The sequence below is a fragment of the Clostridium cochlearium genome, from assembly GCF_900187165.1.
Taxonomy (GTDB): domain Bacteria; phylum Bacillota; class Clostridia; order Clostridiales; family Clostridiaceae; genus Clostridium_G; species Clostridium_G cochlearium.
In genome coordinates, this window is the sequence record NZ_LT906477.1 from 2252212 (window position 1) to 2271654 (window position 19443).

Sequence of the window (19443 nt, forward strand, 5' to 3'; positions counted from 1 at the left end):
CTTACACTATACTTCTATATTAACTACTCTTCACTTTGCTTTAAACTTAATTCTAGAGCTTCCAGTTTTTGTTCAACTTCTTCTAAAGATTTCTTCCCTAGATTTCTAACCTTCATCATATCTTCTACAGTTCTTTCTGTTAATTCTTGAACTGTATTAATACCTGCTCTCTTTAAGCAATTATAACTTCTAACAGATAAATCTAATTCTTCTATTGTCATTTCTAAAACTTTTTCTTTTTTATCTTCTTCTTTTTCTACCATTATTTCAACATCATCAGCATGATCTGTTAAAGTCATAAATAATTTAAAATGCTCTATTAATATTTTAGCTGATAAGCTTATTGCATCATCTGGCATTATTGTACCATTAGTCCAAATTTCAAGAGTTAGCTTATCATAGTCAGTTATTTGACCAACTCTAGTATTTGCTACAGAAAAATTAACTCTTTTAACAGGAGTATATATAGAATCTATAGGAATAGTTCCTATAGGCATTCCTTCGACTTTATTTCTATTTTGAGATACATAACCTCTTCCTCTGTCTACTGTCATTTCTATATATAATTTTCCATCATCATCAAGTGTTGCTATATGTAGATCTTTATTTACTACTTCTACATCACCATCTGTTTTTATGTCTGCTGCAGTAACCTCTCCTGGTCCCTTAGCATCAATATAAATAGTTTTTGGTCCCTCTCCTGTCATCTTTAGTGCTAATAATTTTATATTTAAAATTATTTCTGTTACATCTTCTTTAACACCTTTAACTGTAGAAAATTCATGCAATACATTTTCTATTTTAATAGAATTAACAGCAACTCCAGGTAATGAAGAAAGGAGTATTCTCCTTAATGCATTGCCTAGAGTAATACCATAACCTCTTTCCAATGGTTCCACTATAAATTTCCCATAGGATCCATTTTCAGTCATTTCTACACATTCAATTTTTGGTTTTTCTATTTCTAACATATATTTACAACCCTCCTCATTATAGATTATTATTTCTTACTGAGGGCAACTGATTCTAATTAAATTCTTATATATTACTTACTGTATAACTCAACGATCAATGTTTCATTTATTGGAACATCTATATCTTCTCTAGTTGGTTCACTTACAACTTTGCCTTCGAAATTTTCTAAATTACCTTCTAACCAATTTGGTAAAGTTCTTGGATTTTCTGCAAAAGTTTTGAACTTTTCTGTTGCTCTACTCTTTTCTGATACAGTAATAACATCATTAATAGATACTTTGTATGATGGAATATTTACCTTCTTACCATTAACTAGAAAATGTCCGTGAGTTACTAATTGTCTAGCTTCTTTTCTTGAATCTCCATAACCTAGTCTATATACTACGTTATCTAATCTCATTTCAAGAAGCATTAATAAGTTTTCACCTGTAATACCTCTTGCTTTATCAGCTCTCTTATAGTAAGTTCTAAATTGTTTTTCAAGAACTCCATATATTCTCTTAGCCTTTTGTTTTTCTCTTAATTGTAATCCGTAGTTAGAAATCTTCTTTCTACTTTGACCATGTTGTCCTGGTGCATATCCTCTTCTTGAAAATGCACATTTATCTGTATAACATCTATCTCCTTTAAGATAAAGTTTTAAACCTTCTCTTCTACATAATCTACAATTTGCTTCTGTATATCTAGCCATTTATTAATCACACCTCCTATTACACTTTAATTAAACTCTTCTTCTTTTTGGTGGTCTACATCCATTATGAGGGATTGGAGTAACATCTTTTATTAAAGTTACTTCTAGTCCTGCTGCTTGTAGAGATCTTATAGCTGCTTCTCTACCTGATCCAGGTCCCTTTACATAAACCTCCACACTCTTTAAACCATGTTCCATAGCTGCTTTTGCTGCAGTTTCTGCTGCCATCTGAGCTGCAAATGGAGTACTCTTTCTTGAACCTCTAAATCCTAATCCACCTGCACTAGCCCATGAAAGAGCATTCCCAGCAGTATCAGTTAATGTAACAATAGAATTATTAAATGTTGACTTTATATGTGCACAACCGTGTTCAATATTCTTTCTCTCTTTTCTTCTTCTTGATCTTCTAGCTTTTGATACAGCTGCCATCTTTTTCCCTCCTTAACTATCTATTATTTTTTCTTTCTAGAAACAACAAGTTTCTTTGGTCCTTTTCTTGTTCTAGCATTTGTTTTTGTCTTTTGTCCTCTAACTGGCAATCCTCTTCTATGTCTTATTCCTCTATAAGATCCTATTTCTTTTAATCTCTTTATATCAAGTGCAACGTCTCTTCTTAAGTCACCTTCAACTTTACAGTTTTGGTTTATATAATCTCTAAGAAGATTAACTTCTTCTTCGCTTAAGTCTTTTACTCTTATATCAGGATTTACTCCAGTTTCTTTTAATATTTTTTTAGCGCTTGGTGCACCAATACCAAATATATAAGTTAGACCTACTTCAATTCTCTTTTCCCTTGGTAAGTCAATACCTGCTATTCTTGCCATATTAAAATTTACACCTCCTAAATAATGGTATGAAACTATACTAAAATATATATAATAAATTTTAGGCCATTAGTTCCACTAACGTCAGCCGCTCCTAAAATTCTTATTAGCCTTGTTTTTGTTTATGTTTAGGGTTTTCACATATAACCATTACTCTGCCTTTTCTTTTTATAACCTTACATTTTTCACATATAGGTTTTACTGATGGTCTTACTTTCATTGCTAACCCTCCTTACTACTTTGCTCTCCAAGTTATTCTACCACGAGTTAAGTCATATGGAGATAATTCCACGGTAACTTTATCACCTGGTAAAATCCTTATATAATTCATTCTAAGTTTCCCAGATATATGTGCCAATATTTTATGTCCGCTTTCTAATTCTACTTCAAATACAGCATTAGGTAAAGACTCTAATACAGTACCTTGCATTTCTATAACATCTTCTTTTGCCATAAGGTCTCAAACCTCCTTGTTCATGTCATGAGACTGCAAAAACTTTCTAATAGTAGAGTTGCTTATATTACCATTTACAAGCAAAGACTCTTTAATATTATCAGCCGTTAAATTAGTAAAGGCTAAATGTTTAATTTTCTTTTTTTTAGTATTTTCTATTTTTCTTGTATCTCCATCACATATATATACATAATTTTCATCTGTATGTTCTACTATTATAAAGAATCTTCCTTTATCTCTTCCTGCTTTAGAGTATACAACCCTGCCAATTAGGCTACTGTCTTCCAATACCAATTCACCTCTACTAAATTAATGTTAATATTTCAGGCCCACCTTCTAAAATAGCCACTGTGTTTTCATAATGTGCTGATAAACTATTATCTCTAGTTACAACTGTCCATTGATTTTCTTCCACATCAACGTGATAACCGCCTATATTCACCATAGGTTCTATGGCCAATGCCATACCTTCTACTAATTTTGGTCCTCTTCCTGGACGCCCAAAATTAGGAACCTCAGGATCTTCATGCATATCTCTTCCGATACCATGACCTACATAATCCCTTACCACAGAATATCCAAATTGTTCTACATATTGTTGAACAGCAAAAGATATATCTGTTAATCTATTTCCTACAATAGCTTTCTCTACACCTTTAAAAAAACTTTCTTTAGTGACATCTATTAGATTTTGTGTTTCTTTATTTATCTTTCCAACCGGTAAAGTTCTTGCAGCATCTCCATGATATCCATTTAAAATGGCTCCGCAATCTATGCTTATTATATCTCCCTCTTCTAAAACAACTTTATCAGATGGAATGCCGTGTACTACTTCATTATTTACAGAAGCACATACAGACCCCGGGAAACCATAATATCCTTTAAATGAAGGTTTTGCTCCACATTTTGTTATATAGTCTTCTGCTATTTTATCCAATTCCATAGTAGTTATTCCAGGTTTTACTGCCTCTTCTATCTTTGCAAGGGTCTCTGCTACAACTTTACCTGCTGATCTCATATATTCAATTTCTTGTTTGTTTTTTATAATTATCATTAGTTAATCGCTCCCAGGACATCGGAAATATTCTCAAATACTTCATTCTTTTCTTTTGTACCATCTAATTCAAAAAGAACGTCCTTATTTTTATAATATTCTATAAGAGGTTGAGTTTGTTTTGAATATACTTCTAATCTTTCAAGGACTGTTTCTTTTGTGTCATCTTTTCTTTGTACTAATTCTCCGCCACAAATATCACATACACCTTCAGTATTAGGTTTAACAAACTTTATATGATAACTAGCACCACATTCTCCACAAACTCTTCTTCCTGTCATTCTTTCAAGAATAAGCCCTTGAGGTACATCTATTAATAAAGCTGCATCTGTTTTTGAATTTTTGTTTGTCAAAAATTCATCTAGTGCTTCTGCTTGCTTTACAGTTCTTGGAAAACCATCTAATAAAAAACCATTTTTACAATCCTCTTCGCTTAATCTATCCTTAACTATTTCAATAGTCAATTCATCTGGAACTAATTGACCTTTATCCATATAGCTCTTAGCTTCCATTCCCAATGGAGTTTTATTAGAAATATTTTTTCTAAAAATATCTCCAGTGGATATATGAGGTATAGAATACTTTTCACTTATAAGTTTTGCTTGAGTTCCTTTTCCAGCTCCTGGAGGACCTAACAAAATTATATTCAATTACACCATCTCCATTACTTTAAAAATCCTTGGTAATGCCTCATTACTAGTTGAGACTCTATCTGTCTTACTGATTCGAGCGCAACTCCTACTACTATTAACAAACTTGTTCCTCCAAAATATACTCCTTTAAAAGCAGTGTTAGAAGCTATTATTATAGGCAATAATGCAATAATACCTGCAAATAGGCCACCCATTATAGCTACTCTTGTTAGGACTTTTTCTATAAAATCAGCAGTAGGTTCTCCTGGTCTTATACCAGGTATAAATCCTGAAGATTTGTGCATATTCTCTGCCATTTCATCTGGCTTAAATGTAACTTCTGTATAAAACCATGTAAAAAATATTATTAAAATAAAATACATTACAGCATATTGCCAACTTCCATTTTTAAATGGACTAAATTTACCTGCTATTACATGTTTATAAAAATTTGAGTTAGGCCAAAATTGACCTATAGTTGCAGGAAAGTTCATAACAGACATTGCAAATATAATACCTATAACTGATGAACTTGTTATACTTATTGGAATATGTGTTGATTGTCCTTTATATACTTTTCCACCTACATTCTTACCTGCATACTGAATAGGTACTCTTCTCTCTGCAAGACTCATTATTACAACAAATATAAATAATGCTGCTGCAATAACAATAAACATAAGTACTTGTATAAAGTTAACTTGATCTGCTTTTCTAAGTGCTGCCACTTGGGATATTGTTCCTGGGAACCTTGAAATTATATTTACAAATATAATTAAGGATATACCATTTCCAATACCATTTTCAGTTATTTTATCTCCAAACCACATTAAAAAAGTAGAAGCTGTAGTCAACGTTAATATTACTAGGAACATATTTAATTTAGAATGATCTTGTAATGCTCCAGCTGTTGAAATAATAGCATATGTACTAAATGCTTGCAAGACACCAAAAATTACTGCTCCATATCTAGTATATTGCTGTATCTTCTTTCTACCTTCTTCTCCTTCCTTAGATAATTGTTCTAACGAAGGAAGTGCAACTGTCAAAAGCTGAAATATAATTGATGAGTTAATATATGGCACTACACCCATAGCAAATATGCTAAAACTGCTGAAGGCACCACCGGATATTAAATCATAGAACCCAAACAAGTTTCCACCTTGAGTAAGTGCCTTTAATCTTTCTTGATTCACACCTGGAACAAGAATAAAATTACCCATTCTAAAAAGAACCAACATGAAAAAGGTAAATAATAACCTTTTTCTTAAGTCCGGAACCTTCCAAGCATTACGTAGGGTTGATAGCACCTTATATCACCTCAACTTTTCCTCCAGCTGCTTCAATTTTCTCAGCTGCTGCTTTAGAAAACTTTGTAGCTTTAACTATTAATTTCTTATCTAGTTCTCCATTACCTAGTATTTTAACGCCATCATAAAGTTTACTGATAACGCCTTTTTCTATTAATAATTCAGGAGTCACTACTGTATCATCTTCAAATATATTTAATCTATCTACATTTATAGCTGTATATTTTTTAGCAAATATATTAGTAAACCCTCTTTTAGGTAATCTTCTGTATAAAGGCATTTGTCCGCCTTCAAATCCTGGTCTTACTCCTCCACCTGATCTAGCGTTTTGACCGTTTTGACCTCTAGCTGAAGTTTTACCTAATCCAGATCCAGTTCCTCTACCTACTCTTTTAGGTGATTTTCTTGATCTTTCTGCTGGTTTTAATTCATGAAGTTTCATATTCGCTACACCTCCTCTTAACTATATTTCTTCAACTTCTAAAAGATAATTTACTTTATTTATCATTCCTCTTATTTGAGGATTATCGTTTTGTTCAACGTATTCTCCCACTTTTTTTAATCCAAGAGCCTCTACGGTAGCAATTTGATCCTTTTTTCTACCTATTAAACTCTTTTTTAAGGTTATTCTAAGCTTAGCCAAGGTCATTCCCTCCTAACCTAAAATCTCTTCAACAGTTTTACCTCTTAATTTAGCTATATCTTCTACTGTTTTTAATCTTGATAAACCGTTTATTGTAGCGTTAACCATATTTCTTGGATTGTTAGAACCTAATGATTTAGCTCTAACATCTTTTATCCCTGCTAATTCTAGAACCGCTCTTACTGGACCTCCTGCGATAACTCCAGTACCTTCTTTCGCTGTCATAATAAGAACTTTTCCTGTTCCAAATTCTCCTTCTATGTCATGTGGAATTGTTGTTCCAACCATTGGTACACTAACTAAGTTTTTCTTAGCATCTTCTATTCCTTTTTTGATTGCTTCAGGTATTTCTATTGATTTGCCCATTCCAACACCTACATGGCCATTTTCATCCCCTACAACTACAAGGGCACTAAATCTAAAGTTTCTACCACCTTTAACAACCTTAGCAACTCTATTTATAAATACTACTTTTTCTTTTAAATCTAAAGTGCTAGGATCTATTCTCATTTATTTCCCTCCTTCTTTTTAGAATTGCAGTCCTGCTTCTCTTGCACCTTCTGCAAGTTTTTGTACTCTTCCGTGATAAATATATCCGCCTCTATCGAAAACAACTTTTGTTACTCCTTTTTCAATAGCTCTTTTAGCTATAAGTTCACCAACTGCTTTAGCTCCGTCCTTATTGCTTCCCTTTGCATCAAATTCTTTATCCAAACTTGAAGCAGCTACTAATGTAACTCCATTTAAGTCATCTATAATTTGAGCATATATATTCTTTTCGCTTCTATATACTGAAAGTCTTGGCATTTCAGGAGTGCCAAAAATATTCTTACGAATTCTAAGATGGCGCTTTTCTCTTCCCTTTTGTCTTGATTGCTTTTTAAACATAGAGATTCACTCCTTTCCTATTACTTCTTACCTGTTTTACCTTCCTTACGTCTTATAGCTTCGTTTTCATATTTGATTCCTTTTCCTTTATAAGGTTCAGGTTTTCTCCATGATCTTATGTCTGCTGCCACAGCTCCAACTAATTCTTTGTCAATTCCTTTTACTGTAATTTTATTTGCTCCATCTAATTGAAATTCAATGCCTTCTTTTGCTTCTATTTCAACTGGATGAGAGAATCCAAGATTTAGAACTAATTTTTTACCTTGTAATTGAGCTCTATAGCCTACACCAACTAATTCTAATTTCTTTTCATATCCTTCAGTTACTCCTACAACCATATTATTAACTAAAGTTCTTGTTAAACCATGAAGTGATCTATTTTGTTTTTCATCATTTTTTCTTGTAACAATTACTGAATTTTCTTCAACAGCTATATCTATATTTGGGTGCATAGTCTTTGTAATTTCTCCCTTAGGTCCTTTAACAGTAACAACATTTTCAGGAGAAACTGTAACTGTTACACCATTTGGTATAGCTATTGGTAGTCTTCCTATTCTTGACATAATTACACCTCCTATTCGCTAATTACCATATATAGCAAAGTACTTCTCCACCAATTGAAAGCTTTCTTGCTTCCTTGTCAGGTAATATTCCTTTTGATGTTGATATAACTGCTGTACCTAATCCGTTTAAAACTTTTGGTACCTCATCTTTTCTACAATATACTCTTAACCCTGGTTTTGATATTCTCTTTAAACCAGTTATAACTCTCTCTTTATTTTGACCATATTTCATTGTTATTTTTAACATTGGCACAGCGCCGTCATTATATTCTTCAAGATCCTTTATGTATCCTTCTTGAAGCATTATATTTGCAATAGCCTTTTTTATATTTGATGCTGGTATTTCTACTACTTCATGTCTTGCAACATTTGCATTTCTTATACGAGTTAATAAATCAGCAATTGGATCAGTCATTACCATATTAAATCTGCCTCCTTTCTTAAAAACAAATTACCAACTTGCTTTTCTGCAACCAGGAATTTGTCCTTTATATGCAAGTTCTCTAAAACAAATACGACATATTCCAAATTTCTTTAGAACAGAATGTGGTCTTCCACAAATTCTACATCTTGTATAAGCTCTAGTTTTATATTTAGGTTCTTTTTTCCATTTTTCTATTAAAGCTTTACGTGCCACAATTTTCCCTCCTTATTAATGAGCAAATGGCATTCCTAGGAATCTAAGTAATTCTCTTGCTTCCTCATCAGTTTTTGCTGTAGTAACAAATACTATATCCATTCCTCTAACTTTATCTACCTTATCATACTCTATTTCTGGGAATATAAGTTGCTCTCTAATTCCTAAAGAATAGTTTCCTCTACCATCAAATGATTTACTTGAAACTCCTCTGAAATCTCTTACTCTTGGTAACGCAACATTCATTAATTTATCTGCAAACTCATACATTTTTACTTTTCTTAAAGTAGTTTTGCATCCTATTGGCATATTTTCTCTTATTTTGAAGTTAGCAACTGATTTTTTGGCTTTTGTAACTATTGGTTTTTGTCCTGTTATAATAGATAGATCATTAACTGCTGATTCAAGCATTTTTTGATTTTCTTTAGCTTCACCAACACCCATATTAATAACTATCTTTTCAAGTTTTGGAACTTCCATTATATTTTTATATCCGAACTTTTCAATTAAAGCTGGTATTACTTCTTTTTCATATTTTTCTTGTAATCTTGGAACCATTAAGTAAACCTCCTTTCAAAACTAAAATGTTTCTCCGCACTTTTTACAAACCCTTACTTTTGTTCCATCATCTAAAACTTTATGATTTATTCTAGTAACTGATTTGCACTTTGTACAATATAGCATAACTTTTGAACTATATATAGGTGCTTCAACATGAATAATTCCACCTTGCATATTTTCTCTGCTTGGTTTTTGATGCTTAGTAACTACATTAACATCTTTAACTACTACTTTACCGTTCTTAGGTAGAACTCTTAAAACTTCACCTATTTTACCCTTATCTTTACCGGATATAACCATAACTGTATCTTGTTTTCTTACGTGTACTTTATTTTGCATTCAGTCCACCTCCTTATCTTATAGAACTTCAGGTGCTAATGATAATATTTTATTAAACTCTTTATCTCTTAATTCTCTTGCAACTGGTCCAAATATACGAGTTCCTTTTGGTTGTTTATCATCTTTTATTACAACTGCTGCATTTTCATCAAATTTTATATATGATCCATCTGGTCTTCTAACTCCCTTTTTAGATCTTACAACTACAGCTTTTATTACCTCACCTTTTTTAACAACCCCGCCTGGTGTTGCACTTTTAACACTAGCAACTATTATATCTCCAATATTGGCATATCTTCTATTAGAACCGCCAAGTACTTTTACACACATAATTTCTCTAGCTCCAGAGTTATCCGCAACTTTTAATATTGATTGTTGCTGAATCATTTATAAACCCTCCTTTCAGCCTATATCCAATTATTTAGCCTTCTCTACTATTTCTACTAATCTCCATCTTTTATCTTTGGACAATGGTCTTGTTTCCATTATTGATACTCTATCATTAATTCTAGCTTCATTGTTCTCATCATGAGCTTTAAATTTAGTAGTTTTATTCATTATCTTTCCATATAGTGGATGACGAACTTTAGTTTCAACAGCTACTACTATTGTTTTATCCATTTTATCAGAAACAACTCTGCCTATTCTTGTTTTTCTATTTGCTCTTTCCAAACGACAAACCTCCCTTCAAGCTATTACTGTTCCAAATTCCTTAGTTCATTTTGTCTAAGGATGGTCTTAATCTGGGCTATAGATTTCTTCACTTCTCTTATTCTCATTGGGTTTTCTAATTGACCAGTAGCTAACTGAAATCTTAAATTAAAAAGCTCTCCTTTAAGATCGTTCAACTTAACTTCTAATTCTTGTGGACTGCTATCTTTTAAATCTTGCAACTCTCTAGCCTTCATTGATTTCACCACCCACTTCTTCAAAATCTGATTTCTTTACAAACTTAGTTTTAACTGGTAGTTTGTGTGCAGCAAGTCTCATAGCTTCTCTTGCAGTTTCTTCATTTACACCTGTTAATTCGAATAACACTCTGCCTGGTTTAACAACTGCAACCCAATATTCTGGAGTACCTTTACCAGAACCCATACGAGTTTCAGCTGGCTTTTGAGTAACAGGTTTATCTGGGAAAATCTTTATCCAAAGTTTTCCTCCCCTTCTTATATATCTGTTTATAGCTATTCTGGCAGATTCTATTTGATTGCTTGTTATCCAACCACATTCAGTAGCTTGTAATCCGTAATCACCATATGCTATAAAGTTACCTCTAGTAGCCTTACCCTTCATTCTGCCACGTTGTACTTTACGACGTTTAACTCTTTTAGGCATTAACATGTCATTTTCCTCCTTCCTTATGCATTAACTTCTTCTTTTACTTCTTTCTTTGCTGGAAGAACTTCTCCTTTATACACCCATACTTTTACACCTATTTTTCCATATGTAGTGTCAGCTTCCGCAAATCCATAATCTATATCAGCTCTAAGTGTTTGAAGTGGAATTGTTCCCTCATGGTAAAATTCTGTTCTAGCTATATCTGTTCCTCCAAGTCTTCCTGAACAAGATGTTTTTACACCTTTAACACCTGATTTCATTGCTCTTTGAATAGTTTGCTTCATTGCTCTTCTAAAAGATATTCTTTTTTCTAATTGTTGAGCAATATTTTCAGCCATTAATTGAGCATCAGTTTCTGCTGATTTTACTTCAACTATATTTATTAATATATTTTTATCATTAGAAACTATATTTTTTAATTCTCCTTTTAAGGCTTCGATTCCTTGACCGCCTCTACCAATAACCATTCCTGGTTTAGCAGTATATATATTTAATTTAACTCTTTTTGCAGCTCTTTCTATTTCAATTTTAGATATTCCAGCTGCATAAACCTTCTTTTTCACAAAATTTCTTATATTATTGTCTTCAACTAAATTGTCTGAAAAATTCTTTTTGTCCGCATACCACTTAGCATCCCAGTCTTTAATGACTCCTACTCTTAAGCCGTGTGGATGTACTTTCTGTCCCATCTATTTCCCTCCTTCTTTATTCTCTTTCCTTCACAATTAAAGTAACATGACTTGTTCTTTTATTGATCCTAAAAGCTCTTCCTTGTGCATGAGGTTGATATCTCTTTAAAGTCGGTCCTTGGCATGCATATGCTTCAGCAACATATAATCTGCTTGGATCTAACTCTAAATTATTTTCAGCATTAGCTACAGCTGATTTTAAAACTTTATTTATAACTACAGCTGCCTCTCTTGGTGTATAGTTTAATATTGCAAAAGCTTCATTTACATCTTTTCCTCTTACTAAATCAAGAACAACGCCTACTTTTCTTGGGGACATTCTTACGTACTTTGCAATTGCCTTAGCTTCCATTGTCTATTACCTCCTTCCCGAATTATCTAGCACCGGTTGTTTTTTCTGATTTCTCAGTATGACCTCTAAATGTTCTAGTTAGAACGAATTCTCCTAATTTATGGCCTACCATATCTTCAGAAATATATACAGGTACATGTTTTCTTCCATCATGTACAGCAATAGTATGACCTATCATTTGTGGAAAAATAGTTGAACTTCTTGACCAAGTCTTAATAACTTTTTTCTCACCATTTTTATTCATCTCATTTATCTTCTTTAAAAGCCCCTCATGGACAAAAGGTCCTTTTTTTACTGATCTACTCAACTTTTTTGCCTCCCTTCAGCTACTTATTAAATTGATTTTTGAAGAGAATAATTATTCTCTTCAAAACTAATCATTTTTTCTCTTGATAATAAGTCTATCTGAATATTTCTTAGTTTTTCTAGTCTTATATCCAAGTGCTGGTTTACCCCATGGAGTAACTGGACTTGACATTCCTATTGGTGTTCTTCCTTCTCCACCACCGTGAGGGTGATCACAAGGATTCATAACTGAACCTCTAACCGCAGGTCTGAATCCCATTTTTCTTTTTCTACCTGCTTTACCTATAGACATGATTTCATGCTTAACATTAGAAACTGTACCTATAGTAGCTCTACATTCAACTCTTACATATCTAGTTTCACCACTTGGTAATTTAATTGTTGCATAATTTCCTTCCTTAGCCATTAACTGTGCAGAAGCTCCTGCAGATCTTACAAGTTGTGCTCCTTTTCCACTAGCTAATTCAATATTATGAATAAAAGTACCTACTGGTATATTTTTTATAGGAAGACAGTTTCCTGTTTTTATATCTGCATCTGGACCTGAAACTATAACATCTCCTACTTTTAATCCTTCTGGAGCTATTATGTATCTTTTTTCCCCATCAGTATATACTACTAATGCTATAAATGCAGTTCTATTTGGATCGTATTCGATAGATGAAACCTTTGCTGGTATTCCATCTTTATTTCTCTTAAAATCAATTATTCTATATTTTCTCTTAGCACCGCCACCACGATGACGAACAGTCATTTTACCTTGACTATTTCTACCGCCAGTTCTTTTTAGTGAAACTAAAAGTGATTTTTCTGGCTTATCTGTAGTAATTTCTTCAAAAGTATATACTGACATATGTCTTCTACTTGGTGTGGTAGGCTTAAATAATTTTATTCCCATTTCTTTACCTCCTTATTCTAAGCTTCTCTGGGAAAAGCTCACCCAATAACGCTTTTATTTGAGCATTAAATCTATAATAAATTACATTCCTTCAAAGAATTCAATTGACTTGCTATCTTCAGTTAATTTTACTATAGCTTTCTTATAATCTGCTCTTTTTCCGAAGTGAACTCCAACCCTCTTATTTTTTCCTAAATAATTGGCAGTTTTAACATCTGCAACTTTAACACCAAATACTTCTTCTATTGCTCTTTTTATTTGGCTTTTATTTGAATGCTTATCAACTATAAAGGTGTATTTTTTATCAGCCATTGAAGCCATAGTTTTTTCTGTTATAATTGGTCTTCTTATGATATCATAGTTTGTTAGCTTCATTATGCATACACCTCCTCAATTTTAGATACAGCATCCTTAGTTATTATAAATTTGTCATATCTTAATATATCATAAACATTTATGTTGTTAACTGGTAATACAGTTACCCCTTCAATGTTTCTCGCTGACTTATATACATTTTTATTTGATTCTGCAGTAACAATTAAAGTTTTCTTAGCATTAAATGCATCTAATATTTTTACTATTTCTTTTGTTTTTGGCTCATCTATTTCTAAGTTTTCTAATACTACTATTTCATTTTCTTCAACTTTTGATGAAAGCGCTGATTTCATTGCAACTCTCTTCATTGATTTTGGAATAGTTATTGAATAATCTCTTGGCTTTGGAGCAAAAACTATTCCTCCTTTAATCCATTGCGGAGCTCTTATTGAACCTTGTCTTGCTCTACCAGTTCCTTTTTGTCTCCAAGGTTTTTTTCCTCCACCAGTAACTTCAGCTCTTGTTTTAGCAGATTGAGTTCCTTGTCTTTTATTAGCTAATTGAGCAACTATAACTTGGTGTAGCACTTCTTTATTAACTTCAACACCGAATACTTTATCTGATAATTGGAAATCTCCAACTTTTTTACCTTCTTTATTAAATAATCCTACTGTAGGCATTCTGTATCCTCCTTTCTAACAATATTTACGCTTTTATTGAATTTCTTATTATTACATAACCTTTATTTGGTCCTGGTATTCCACCTTTGATCAATATAAGGTTTTTTTCAGGAATAGTCTTCACTACTTCTAAATTTAGAACTGTAGATTTAACATTTCCCATATGTCCAGCCATTCTTTTGTTTTTGAAAGTTCTTGCTGGATAAGAAGCTGCTCCCATTGATCCTACTGCTCTATGGAATTTAGAACCATGAGACATAGGTCCTCTATGAGCATTCCATCTTTTGATTATACCTTGATATCCCTTTCCTTTAGAAGTTCCAGTAACATCAATTTTTTCTCCTGCTTCAAATGCATCAACTTTTATTTCTTGACCTACTTGATATTCACTTGCATTTTCTAGTTTAAACTCCCTTAACATTCTTCTAAGACCTACTCCAGCCTTTTCAAAATGTCCTTTAAGAGGCTTATTAACTAATTTTTCTCTTATTTCCCCATATCCAACCTGTATAGCCTCATAACCATCTTTTTCTATAGTCTTCTTTTGAACTACTGTACATGGTCCTGCTTCTACTACTGTTACAGGAATAACTCTATTATTTTCATCAAATATTTGTGTCATACCAAGCTTTCTACCTATTATAGCTTTTTTCATTTGATTTACACCTCCTCAACATATTAGCGGATCACCTTAAATTTAAAGCAATCATAATAGTTCGTAATAGCCAAATGTTCTATTACTATATTATAATTTTATTTCAATATCAACACCAGCTGGTAGATCTAGTCTCATTAATGAATCTACAGTTTTTGGTGATGGACTCATTATGTCTATTAATCTCTTGTGTGTTCTTATTTCAAATTGTTCTCTTGAATCTTTATGTTTATGTGGTGATCTTAAGATTGTTACAACATCTTTTTCAGTTGGTAGTGGTACTGGACCTGCTACTTTTGCTCCTGATGACTTAGCAGTTTCAACAATCTTTTCTGCGGATTGATCTAATATTGTATGATCAAACGCTTTTAATCTTATTCTTATTTTTTGCTTTGCCATTTGTTTCCCTCCTTTTTCTTGCACGCTTTACTTCATACGTACAACAGCGGATGTATTCTATAAACTGCTCCAGGTGTTGCATATTTTAAAACACAACAACGTGAAATTACAGAATAACCGTCGCTCGATTCTAAGATCGAAACATACTCAGTCAAGAATTACCCGGAAGTCCGGCAACCTCTTGCCTCATCGCTGTTATTACTCTACAACTTCTACATTATACAATATTTTTATATGTTTGACAAGTATTTTTTATTTATTCTTAATTAATTTATTTAATCATAAAAAGAAAGAGTATGTCTAACCATACTCTTTTCTTTATTATACATGTATATTTATGAACTTGAAGGATTTATTAATCAATTATTTCAGAAACAACTCCTGAACCAACTGTTCTTCCACCTTCTCTAATAGCAAATCTTAATCCTTCATCCATTGCTACTCTTGTTATTAATTCTACCTTCATGTCTATGTGGTCTCCTGGCATTACCATTTCTACTCCTTCTGGTAGTGCTATTGAACCTGTTACATCTGTTGTTCTAAAGTAGAATTGTGGTCTATATCCATTAAAGAATGGAGTATGTCTTCCTCCTTCTTCTTTCTTTAATACGTATACTTGACCTGTAAAGCTCTTATGTGGTTTTACTGTTCCTGGTGCTGCTAATACTTGACCTCTTTCGATATCATCTCTTTGGATACCTCTTAATAGTGCTCCAATGTTATCTCCTGCTTGTGCTTCATCTAATAATTTTCTAAACATTTCTATTCCTGTGATTACTGTCTTCTTGTTTTCATCACTTAATCCTACGATTTCTACTTCGTCTCCTACTTTTAAAACTCCTCTTTCTACTCTTCCTGTTGCAACTGTTCCTCTTCCTGTTATTGTGAAGATATCTTCTACTGGCATTAAGAATGGCTTATCTGTTGCTCTTTCTGGTGTTGGTATATATTCATCTACTGCTGCCATTAAATCCATTATGCATTTTGTTGCTTCATCATCATCTGGATTTTCTAATGCTTTTAATGCGGATCCTACTACGATTGGTGCATCGTCTCCTGGGAATCCGTATTCGTTCATTAATTCTCTTACTTCCATTTCTACTAATTCGATTAATTCTTCGTCGTCTACTTGGTCTGCTTTATTTAAGAATACTACTATATATTCAACTCCAACTCTGGATGCTAGTAGTATATGTTCTCTTGTTTGTGGCATTGGACCATCTGCTGCACTTACTACTAGGATTGCTCCATCCATTTGTGCTGCTCCTGTTATCATGTTCTTTACATAGTCAGCGTGTCCTGGACAGTCTACGTGAGCATAGTGTCTGTTTTCTGTTTCATATTCTACGTGGGATGTGCTTATTGTTATTCCTCTTTCTTTTTCTTCTGGTGCCTTATCTATTTCGTCATATTTGAATGCTTTCGCAAATCCCTTATGTCCTAATATTGTTGTTATTGCTGCTGTTAATGTTGTCTTTCCGTGGTCTACGTGACCTATTGTTCCTATATTTACGTGTGGTTTACTTCTTTCAAATTTTTCTTTTGCCATTTTTTTATTCCTCCCAACTTTATGAATAATTAGCTATTAATAAAATAATTATTTTATTCTTTCTCCAACTATTTGTTCTTGAATACTCTTAGGTACCTCTTCATAGTGATCAAATTCCATTGAATAAGTTCCTCTACCTTGAGTTCTAGATCTTAATACAGTTGCATAACCAAACATTTCTGAAAGTGGCACAAAGGCTCTTATATTTTGAGCTCCAGCTATAGCTTCCATACCTTCGATTCTTCCTCTTCTTGAGTTTATATCACCCATTACATCTCCCATGTATTCTTCTGGAACAACTACTTCAACCTTCATCATTGGTTCAAGTAATACTGGGTCTGCTTTTGTCATTGCATTTTTAAATGCCATAGATCCAGCTATTTTAAAAGCCATTTCAGATGAGTCTACATCATGGTATGAACCATCATATAATTTAACCTTAAAGTTTATAACTGGATATCCAGCAATAACCCCACTATCAGATGCTTCTCTTATTCCATTATCAATAGCTGGAATGTACTCTTTTGGAATTGCTCCTCCAACTATAGCATTTTGGAATTCATATTCACCCTCATGAGGAGTCATTTCAATCCAACAATGTCCGTATTGTCCACGTCCACCAGACTGTCTGACAAATTTACCTTCTGCTTTAACAGCTTTTTTAATAGTTTCTTTGTATGCAACTTGTGGTTTACCAACATTACATTCTACTTTAAATTCTCTTTGAAGTCTATCAACTATTACTTCTAAGTGAAGTTCTCCCATACCTTCTATAATTGTTTGACCTGTTTCTTGATTAGTAAATGTTCTAAATGTTGGATCTTCTTCTGCAAGTTTTGCTAAGGATAATCCCATTTTTTCTTGACCAGCTTTAGTTTTTGGTTCTATAGCTATAGATATAACTGGTTCTGGGAATTCCATCTTTTCAAGTATAATAGGCGCTTTTTCATCACATAAAGTATCGCCAGTAATTGTGTCTTTTAATCCCACAACTGCACCTAAATCTCCAGCATAAAGTTCTTCCACTTCTTCTCTGTGATTAGCATGCATTTTTACTAGTCTTCCGATTCTTTCTCTTTTTCCTTTTACAGGGTTTAGTACATATGTACCATTTTTCATAACTCCAGAATATACTCTTACAAAAGCTAGTTTTCCTATAAATGGATCTGTTGCTATTTTAAATGCTAATGTTGACATTGGTTCATCATCAGAAGCTTTTCTTTCAATTTCTTCTCCAGTTTCTGGATGTGTTCCCTTTACTGGTGGTATATCCAATGGTGAAGGTAAATATTTTATTATTGCATCTATCATTGGTTGAACACCTTTATTTTTATATGAGGATCCACACATAACTGGAACTATCTTGTTAGCAAGAACTCCTTTTCTTAAAGCTGCATCTAATTCTTCTATAGAAATTTCTTCACCTTCAAGATATTTCATCATAAGTTCTTCATCTAATTCAACTATAGCTTCTATCATAGCATTTCTATATTCTTCTGCCATATCCTTCATATCTTCTGGTATTTCTTCAGTATCCATAACTGTTCCAAGGTCATCTTCATATATAATAGCTTCATTTCTTATTAAATCTACATATCCTTTAAAAGTATCCTCTGCACCTATTGGAATTTGAATTGGAACAGCGTTTGTATGTAATCTTTCTCTCATCATATTTACAACTCTGAAGAAATCTGCTCCCATTATATCCATCTTATTTACATAAGCTATTCTTGGAACTTTGTATTTATCCGCCTGTCTCCAAACTGTTTCAGTTTGTGGTTCAACTCCACCTTTTGCTGTTAATACAGTTACTGCTCCATCAAGTACTCTTAAAGATCTTTCAACTTCAACTGTAAAATCTACGTGCCCTGGTGTATCTATAACGTTTATAACATGACCTTTCCATATACATGTAGTTGCCGCTGATGTTATAGTTATACCTCTTTCTTGTTCTTGAACCATCCAGTCCATAGTAGCTGCACCATCGTGAGTTTCACCTATTTTGTGAGTTTTTCCTGTATAAAATAAAATACGCTCAGTTGTAGTTGTTTTTCCAGCATCTATATGAGCCATTATTCCTATATTACGATACATTTTTAACGGGTATTCCCTTTTCACTGACAATTCCTCCTCTCAAACTACATATATTACATATAATAGTTTAATTATAAAATTTGAGAAAACTGTTTTGGTATATACCAAAACAGTTTTAATATTAATATCTGTAATGAGCAAACGCCTTATTAGCTTCAGCCATTTTATGAGTTTCTTCTCTCTTTTTAACAGCTGCTCCTAGGTTGTTAGCTGCATCCATTAATTCGCCTGCTAGTCTTTCACTCATGTATTTTTCTCCTCTTTTTCTAGCTGCAATAAGGATCCATCTAATTCCTAAAGTCTGTCTTCTTTCTGGTCTAACTTCTAAAGGAACTTGGTATGTAGCTCCACCTATTCTTCTAGCTTTTACTTCAAGTAAAGGCATTACATTGTTCATAGCTTCTTCAAAAACTTCCATCGGTTCCTTACCTGTTTTGTCTTGGATTATATCAAATGCATCATAACAAATTTTCTGAGCTAATCCTTTTTTACCATCATACATTAAGTTATTTATTAATTTAGTAAGAACCTTGCTATTGTACATTGGATCTGGTAATACATCCCTTTTTCCTATATATCCTTTTCTTGGCACTTTTC

Annotated in this window: 34 protein-coding genes; all 34 read right to left on the reverse strand. The window is 32.9% G+C overall.

Annotation, left to right across the window (positions count from 1 at the left end; all coding sequences use genetic code 11):
* Positions 1–23: 23 nt before the first annotated feature.
* Positions 24–971 (reverse strand): DNA-directed RNA polymerase subunit alpha, encoded by a 948-nt coding sequence (locus CKV72_RS11010; RefSeq protein WP_095178283.1) that lies wholly within the window; start codon positions 969–971, stop codon positions 24–26.
* A 74-nt stretch (positions 972–1045) separates the two neighbouring features.
* Complete coding sequence (gene rpsD, locus CKV72_RS11015; protein WP_089866335.1) at positions 1046–1666, reverse strand: 30S ribosomal protein S4; 621 nt, start codon at positions 1664–1666, stop codon at positions 1046–1048.
* 30 nt (positions 1667–1696) lie between these two features.
* The gene (gene rpsK, locus CKV72_RS11020) at positions 1697–2095 is read right to left on the reverse strand and encodes a 30S ribosomal protein S11 (RefSeq protein ID WP_089866338.1); all 399 of its coding nucleotides are present in this window, start codon (positions 2093–2095) and stop codon (positions 1697–1699) included.
* A 23-nt stretch (positions 2096–2118) separates the two neighbouring features.
* Positions 2119–2490: a 30S ribosomal protein S13 gene (gene rpsM, locus CKV72_RS11025; protein ID WP_095178284.1), complete on the reverse strand. Its 372-nt coding sequence runs from the start codon at positions 2488–2490 to the stop codon at positions 2119–2121.
* Between the two features lie 106 nt (positions 2491–2596).
* The gene (gene rpmJ / locus CKV72_RS11030) at positions 2597–2710 is read right to left on the reverse strand and encodes a 50S ribosomal protein L36 (RefSeq protein ID WP_003373491.1); all 114 of its coding nucleotides are present in this window, start codon (positions 2708–2710) and stop codon (positions 2597–2599) included.
* Positions 2711–2725: 15 nt separating this feature from the next.
* Positions 2726–2944, reverse strand: coding sequence for a translation initiation factor IF-1 (gene infA, locus CKV72_RS11035; RefSeq protein WP_011098610.1), 219 nt, complete (start codon positions 2942–2944; stop codon positions 2726–2728).
* Positions 2945–2950: 6 nt separating this feature from the next.
* The gene (locus CKV72_RS11040) at positions 2951–3232 is read right to left on the reverse strand and encodes a KOW domain-containing RNA-binding protein (protein WP_169712373.1); all 282 of its coding nucleotides are present in this window, start codon (positions 3230–3232) and stop codon (positions 2951–2953) included.
* 16 nt (positions 3233–3248) lie between these two features.
* Positions 3249–3998 (reverse strand): type I methionyl aminopeptidase, encoded by a 750-nt coding sequence (gene map, locus CKV72_RS11045; protein WP_089866347.1) that lies wholly within the window; start codon positions 3996–3998, stop codon positions 3249–3251.
* On the reverse strand, positions 3998–4648 hold the full coding sequence (locus CKV72_RS11050) for an adenylate kinase (RefSeq protein ID WP_089866349.1): 651 nt from the start codon (positions 4646–4648) through the stop codon (positions 3998–4000). The genes map and CKV72_RS11050 overlap by 1 nt, the downstream gene beginning before the upstream one ends.
* Positions 4649–4662: 14 nt before the next feature.
* Positions 4663–5940, reverse strand: coding sequence for a preprotein translocase subunit SecY (gene secY, locus CKV72_RS11055; RefSeq protein WP_089866352.1), 1278 nt, complete (start codon positions 5938–5940; stop codon positions 4663–4665).
* 1 nt (position 5941) lies between these two features.
* Positions 5942–6382 carry a 50S ribosomal protein L15 gene (rplO, locus tag CKV72_RS11060; protein WP_095178286.1) on the reverse strand — a complete coding sequence of 147 codons (441 nt, stop codon included), beginning with the start codon at positions 6380–6382 and terminating at the stop codon, positions 5942–5944.
* Between the two features lie 21 nt (positions 6383–6403).
* Positions 6404–6583: a 50S ribosomal protein L30 gene (gene rpmD / locus CKV72_RS11065; RefSeq protein WP_089866356.1), complete on the reverse strand. Its 180-nt coding sequence runs from the start codon at positions 6581–6583 to the stop codon at positions 6404–6406.
* Positions 6584–6595: 12 nt separating this feature from the next.
* Entirely contained in the window at positions 6596–7093 is a 498-nt protein-coding gene (gene rpsE, locus CKV72_RS11070; protein ID WP_095178287.1) for a 30S ribosomal protein S5, read from the reverse strand.
* Between the two features lie 18 nt (positions 7094–7111).
* On the reverse strand, positions 7112–7471 hold the full coding sequence (gene rplR, locus CKV72_RS11075; RefSeq protein WP_089866362.1) for a 50S ribosomal protein L18: 360 nt from the start codon (positions 7469–7471) through the stop codon (positions 7112–7114).
* Between the two features lie 20 nt (positions 7472–7491).
* The gene (rplF, locus tag CKV72_RS11080; RefSeq protein ID WP_095178288.1) at positions 7492–8034 is read right to left on the reverse strand and encodes a 50S ribosomal protein L6; all 543 of its coding nucleotides are present in this window, start codon (positions 8032–8034) and stop codon (positions 7492–7494) included.
* 22 nt (positions 8035–8056) lie between these two features.
* Positions 8057–8455 (reverse strand): 30S ribosomal protein S8, encoded by a 399-nt coding sequence (gene rpsH, locus CKV72_RS11085; protein ID WP_089866366.1) that lies wholly within the window; start codon positions 8453–8455, stop codon positions 8057–8059.
* Positions 8456–8485: 30 nt separating this feature from the next.
* Positions 8486–8671: a type Z 30S ribosomal protein S14 gene (locus CKV72_RS11090; RefSeq protein WP_023439594.1), complete on the reverse strand. Its 186-nt coding sequence runs from the start codon at positions 8669–8671 to the stop codon at positions 8486–8488.
* 15 nt (positions 8672–8686) lie between these two features.
* Positions 8687–9229 carry a 50S ribosomal protein L5 gene (gene rplE / locus CKV72_RS11095; RefSeq protein WP_095178289.1) on the reverse strand — a complete coding sequence of 181 codons (543 nt, stop codon included), beginning with the start codon at positions 9227–9229 and terminating at the stop codon, positions 8687–8689.
* Positions 9230–9250: 21 nt separating this feature from the next.
* A complete protein-coding gene (rplX, locus tag CKV72_RS11100) occupies positions 9251–9571 on the reverse strand; it encodes a 50S ribosomal protein L24 (protein ID WP_095178290.1) in 321 nt (106 codons plus the stop codon).
* A gap of 18 nt (positions 9572–9589) precedes the next feature.
* Positions 9590–9958 carry a 50S ribosomal protein L14 gene (gene rplN, locus CKV72_RS11105; protein WP_095178291.1) on the reverse strand — a complete coding sequence of 123 codons (369 nt, stop codon included), beginning with the start codon at positions 9956–9958 and terminating at the stop codon, positions 9590–9592.
* Between the two features lie 30 nt (positions 9959–9988).
* Positions 9989–10243, reverse strand: a complete 255-nt coding sequence (gene rpsQ, locus CKV72_RS11110) for a 30S ribosomal protein S17 (protein ID WP_095178292.1) — start codon at positions 10241–10243, stop codon at positions 9989–9991.
* A gap of 23 nt (positions 10244–10266) precedes the next feature.
* The gene (gene rpmC, locus CKV72_RS11115; protein WP_095178293.1) at positions 10267–10479 is read right to left on the reverse strand and encodes a 50S ribosomal protein L29; all 213 of its coding nucleotides are present in this window, start codon (positions 10477–10479) and stop codon (positions 10267–10269) included.
* Positions 10469–10912, reverse strand: coding sequence for a 50S ribosomal protein L16 (gene rplP / locus CKV72_RS11120; protein WP_089866376.1), 444 nt, complete (start codon positions 10910–10912; stop codon positions 10469–10471). Before rplP ends, rpmC begins: the two co-directional genes overlap by 11 nt.
* A gap of 17 nt (positions 10913–10929) precedes the next feature.
* Complete coding sequence (rpsC, locus tag CKV72_RS11125; protein ID WP_095178294.1) at positions 10930–11598, reverse strand: 30S ribosomal protein S3; 669 nt, start codon at positions 11596–11598, stop codon at positions 10930–10932.
* Between the two features lie 16 nt (positions 11599–11614).
* Positions 11615–11950: a 50S ribosomal protein L22 gene (gene rplV, locus CKV72_RS11130; protein WP_089866383.1), complete on the reverse strand. Its 336-nt coding sequence runs from the start codon at positions 11948–11950 to the stop codon at positions 11615–11617.
* Between the two features lie 22 nt (positions 11951–11972).
* On the reverse strand, positions 11973–12257 hold the full coding sequence (gene rpsS, locus CKV72_RS11135) for a 30S ribosomal protein S19 (protein ID WP_089866387.1): 285 nt from the start codon (positions 12255–12257) through the stop codon (positions 11973–11975).
* Between the two features lie 66 nt (positions 12258–12323).
* Positions 12324–13154, reverse strand: a complete 831-nt coding sequence (gene rplB / locus CKV72_RS11140) for a 50S ribosomal protein L2 (protein ID WP_095178295.1) — start codon at positions 13152–13154, stop codon at positions 12324–12326.
* Positions 13155–13235: 81 nt separating this feature from the next.
* Positions 13236–13529, reverse strand: a complete 294-nt coding sequence (gene rplW, locus CKV72_RS11145) for a 50S ribosomal protein L23 (protein WP_089866394.1) — start codon at positions 13527–13529, stop codon at positions 13236–13238.
* Positions 13529–14149 carry a 50S ribosomal protein L4 gene (gene rplD / locus CKV72_RS11150; RefSeq protein WP_089866397.1) on the reverse strand — a complete coding sequence of 207 codons (621 nt, stop codon included), beginning with the start codon at positions 14147–14149 and terminating at the stop codon, positions 13529–13531. The genes rplW and rplD overlap by 1 nt, the downstream gene beginning before the upstream one ends.
* 25 nt (positions 14150–14174) lie before the next feature.
* Positions 14175–14804 carry a 50S ribosomal protein L3 gene (gene rplC, locus CKV72_RS11155; RefSeq protein ID WP_095178296.1) on the reverse strand — a complete coding sequence of 210 codons (630 nt, stop codon included), beginning with the start codon at positions 14802–14804 and terminating at the stop codon, positions 14175–14177.
* 90 nt (positions 14805–14894) lie between these two features.
* Positions 14895–15203, reverse strand: coding sequence for a 30S ribosomal protein S10 (gene rpsJ, locus CKV72_RS11160; protein WP_023439604.1), 309 nt, complete (start codon positions 15201–15203; stop codon positions 14895–14897).
* 355 nt (positions 15204–15558) lie between these two features.
* The gene (gene tuf, locus CKV72_RS11165) at positions 15559–16752 is read right to left on the reverse strand and encodes an elongation factor Tu (RefSeq protein ID WP_089866438.1); all 1194 of its coding nucleotides are present in this window, start codon (positions 16750–16752) and stop codon (positions 15559–15561) included.
* Positions 16753–16800: 48 nt separating this feature from the next.
* Positions 16801–18870 carry an elongation factor G gene (fusA, locus tag CKV72_RS11170; RefSeq protein WP_095178297.1) on the reverse strand — a complete coding sequence of 690 codons (2070 nt, stop codon included), beginning with the start codon at positions 18868–18870 and terminating at the stop codon, positions 16801–16803.
* A gap of 97 nt (positions 18871–18967) precedes the next feature.
* Entirely contained in the window at positions 18968–19438 is a 471-nt protein-coding gene (rpsG, locus tag CKV72_RS11175; protein WP_089866407.1) for a 30S ribosomal protein S7, read from the reverse strand.
* Positions 19439–19443: the final 5 nt, after the last annotated feature.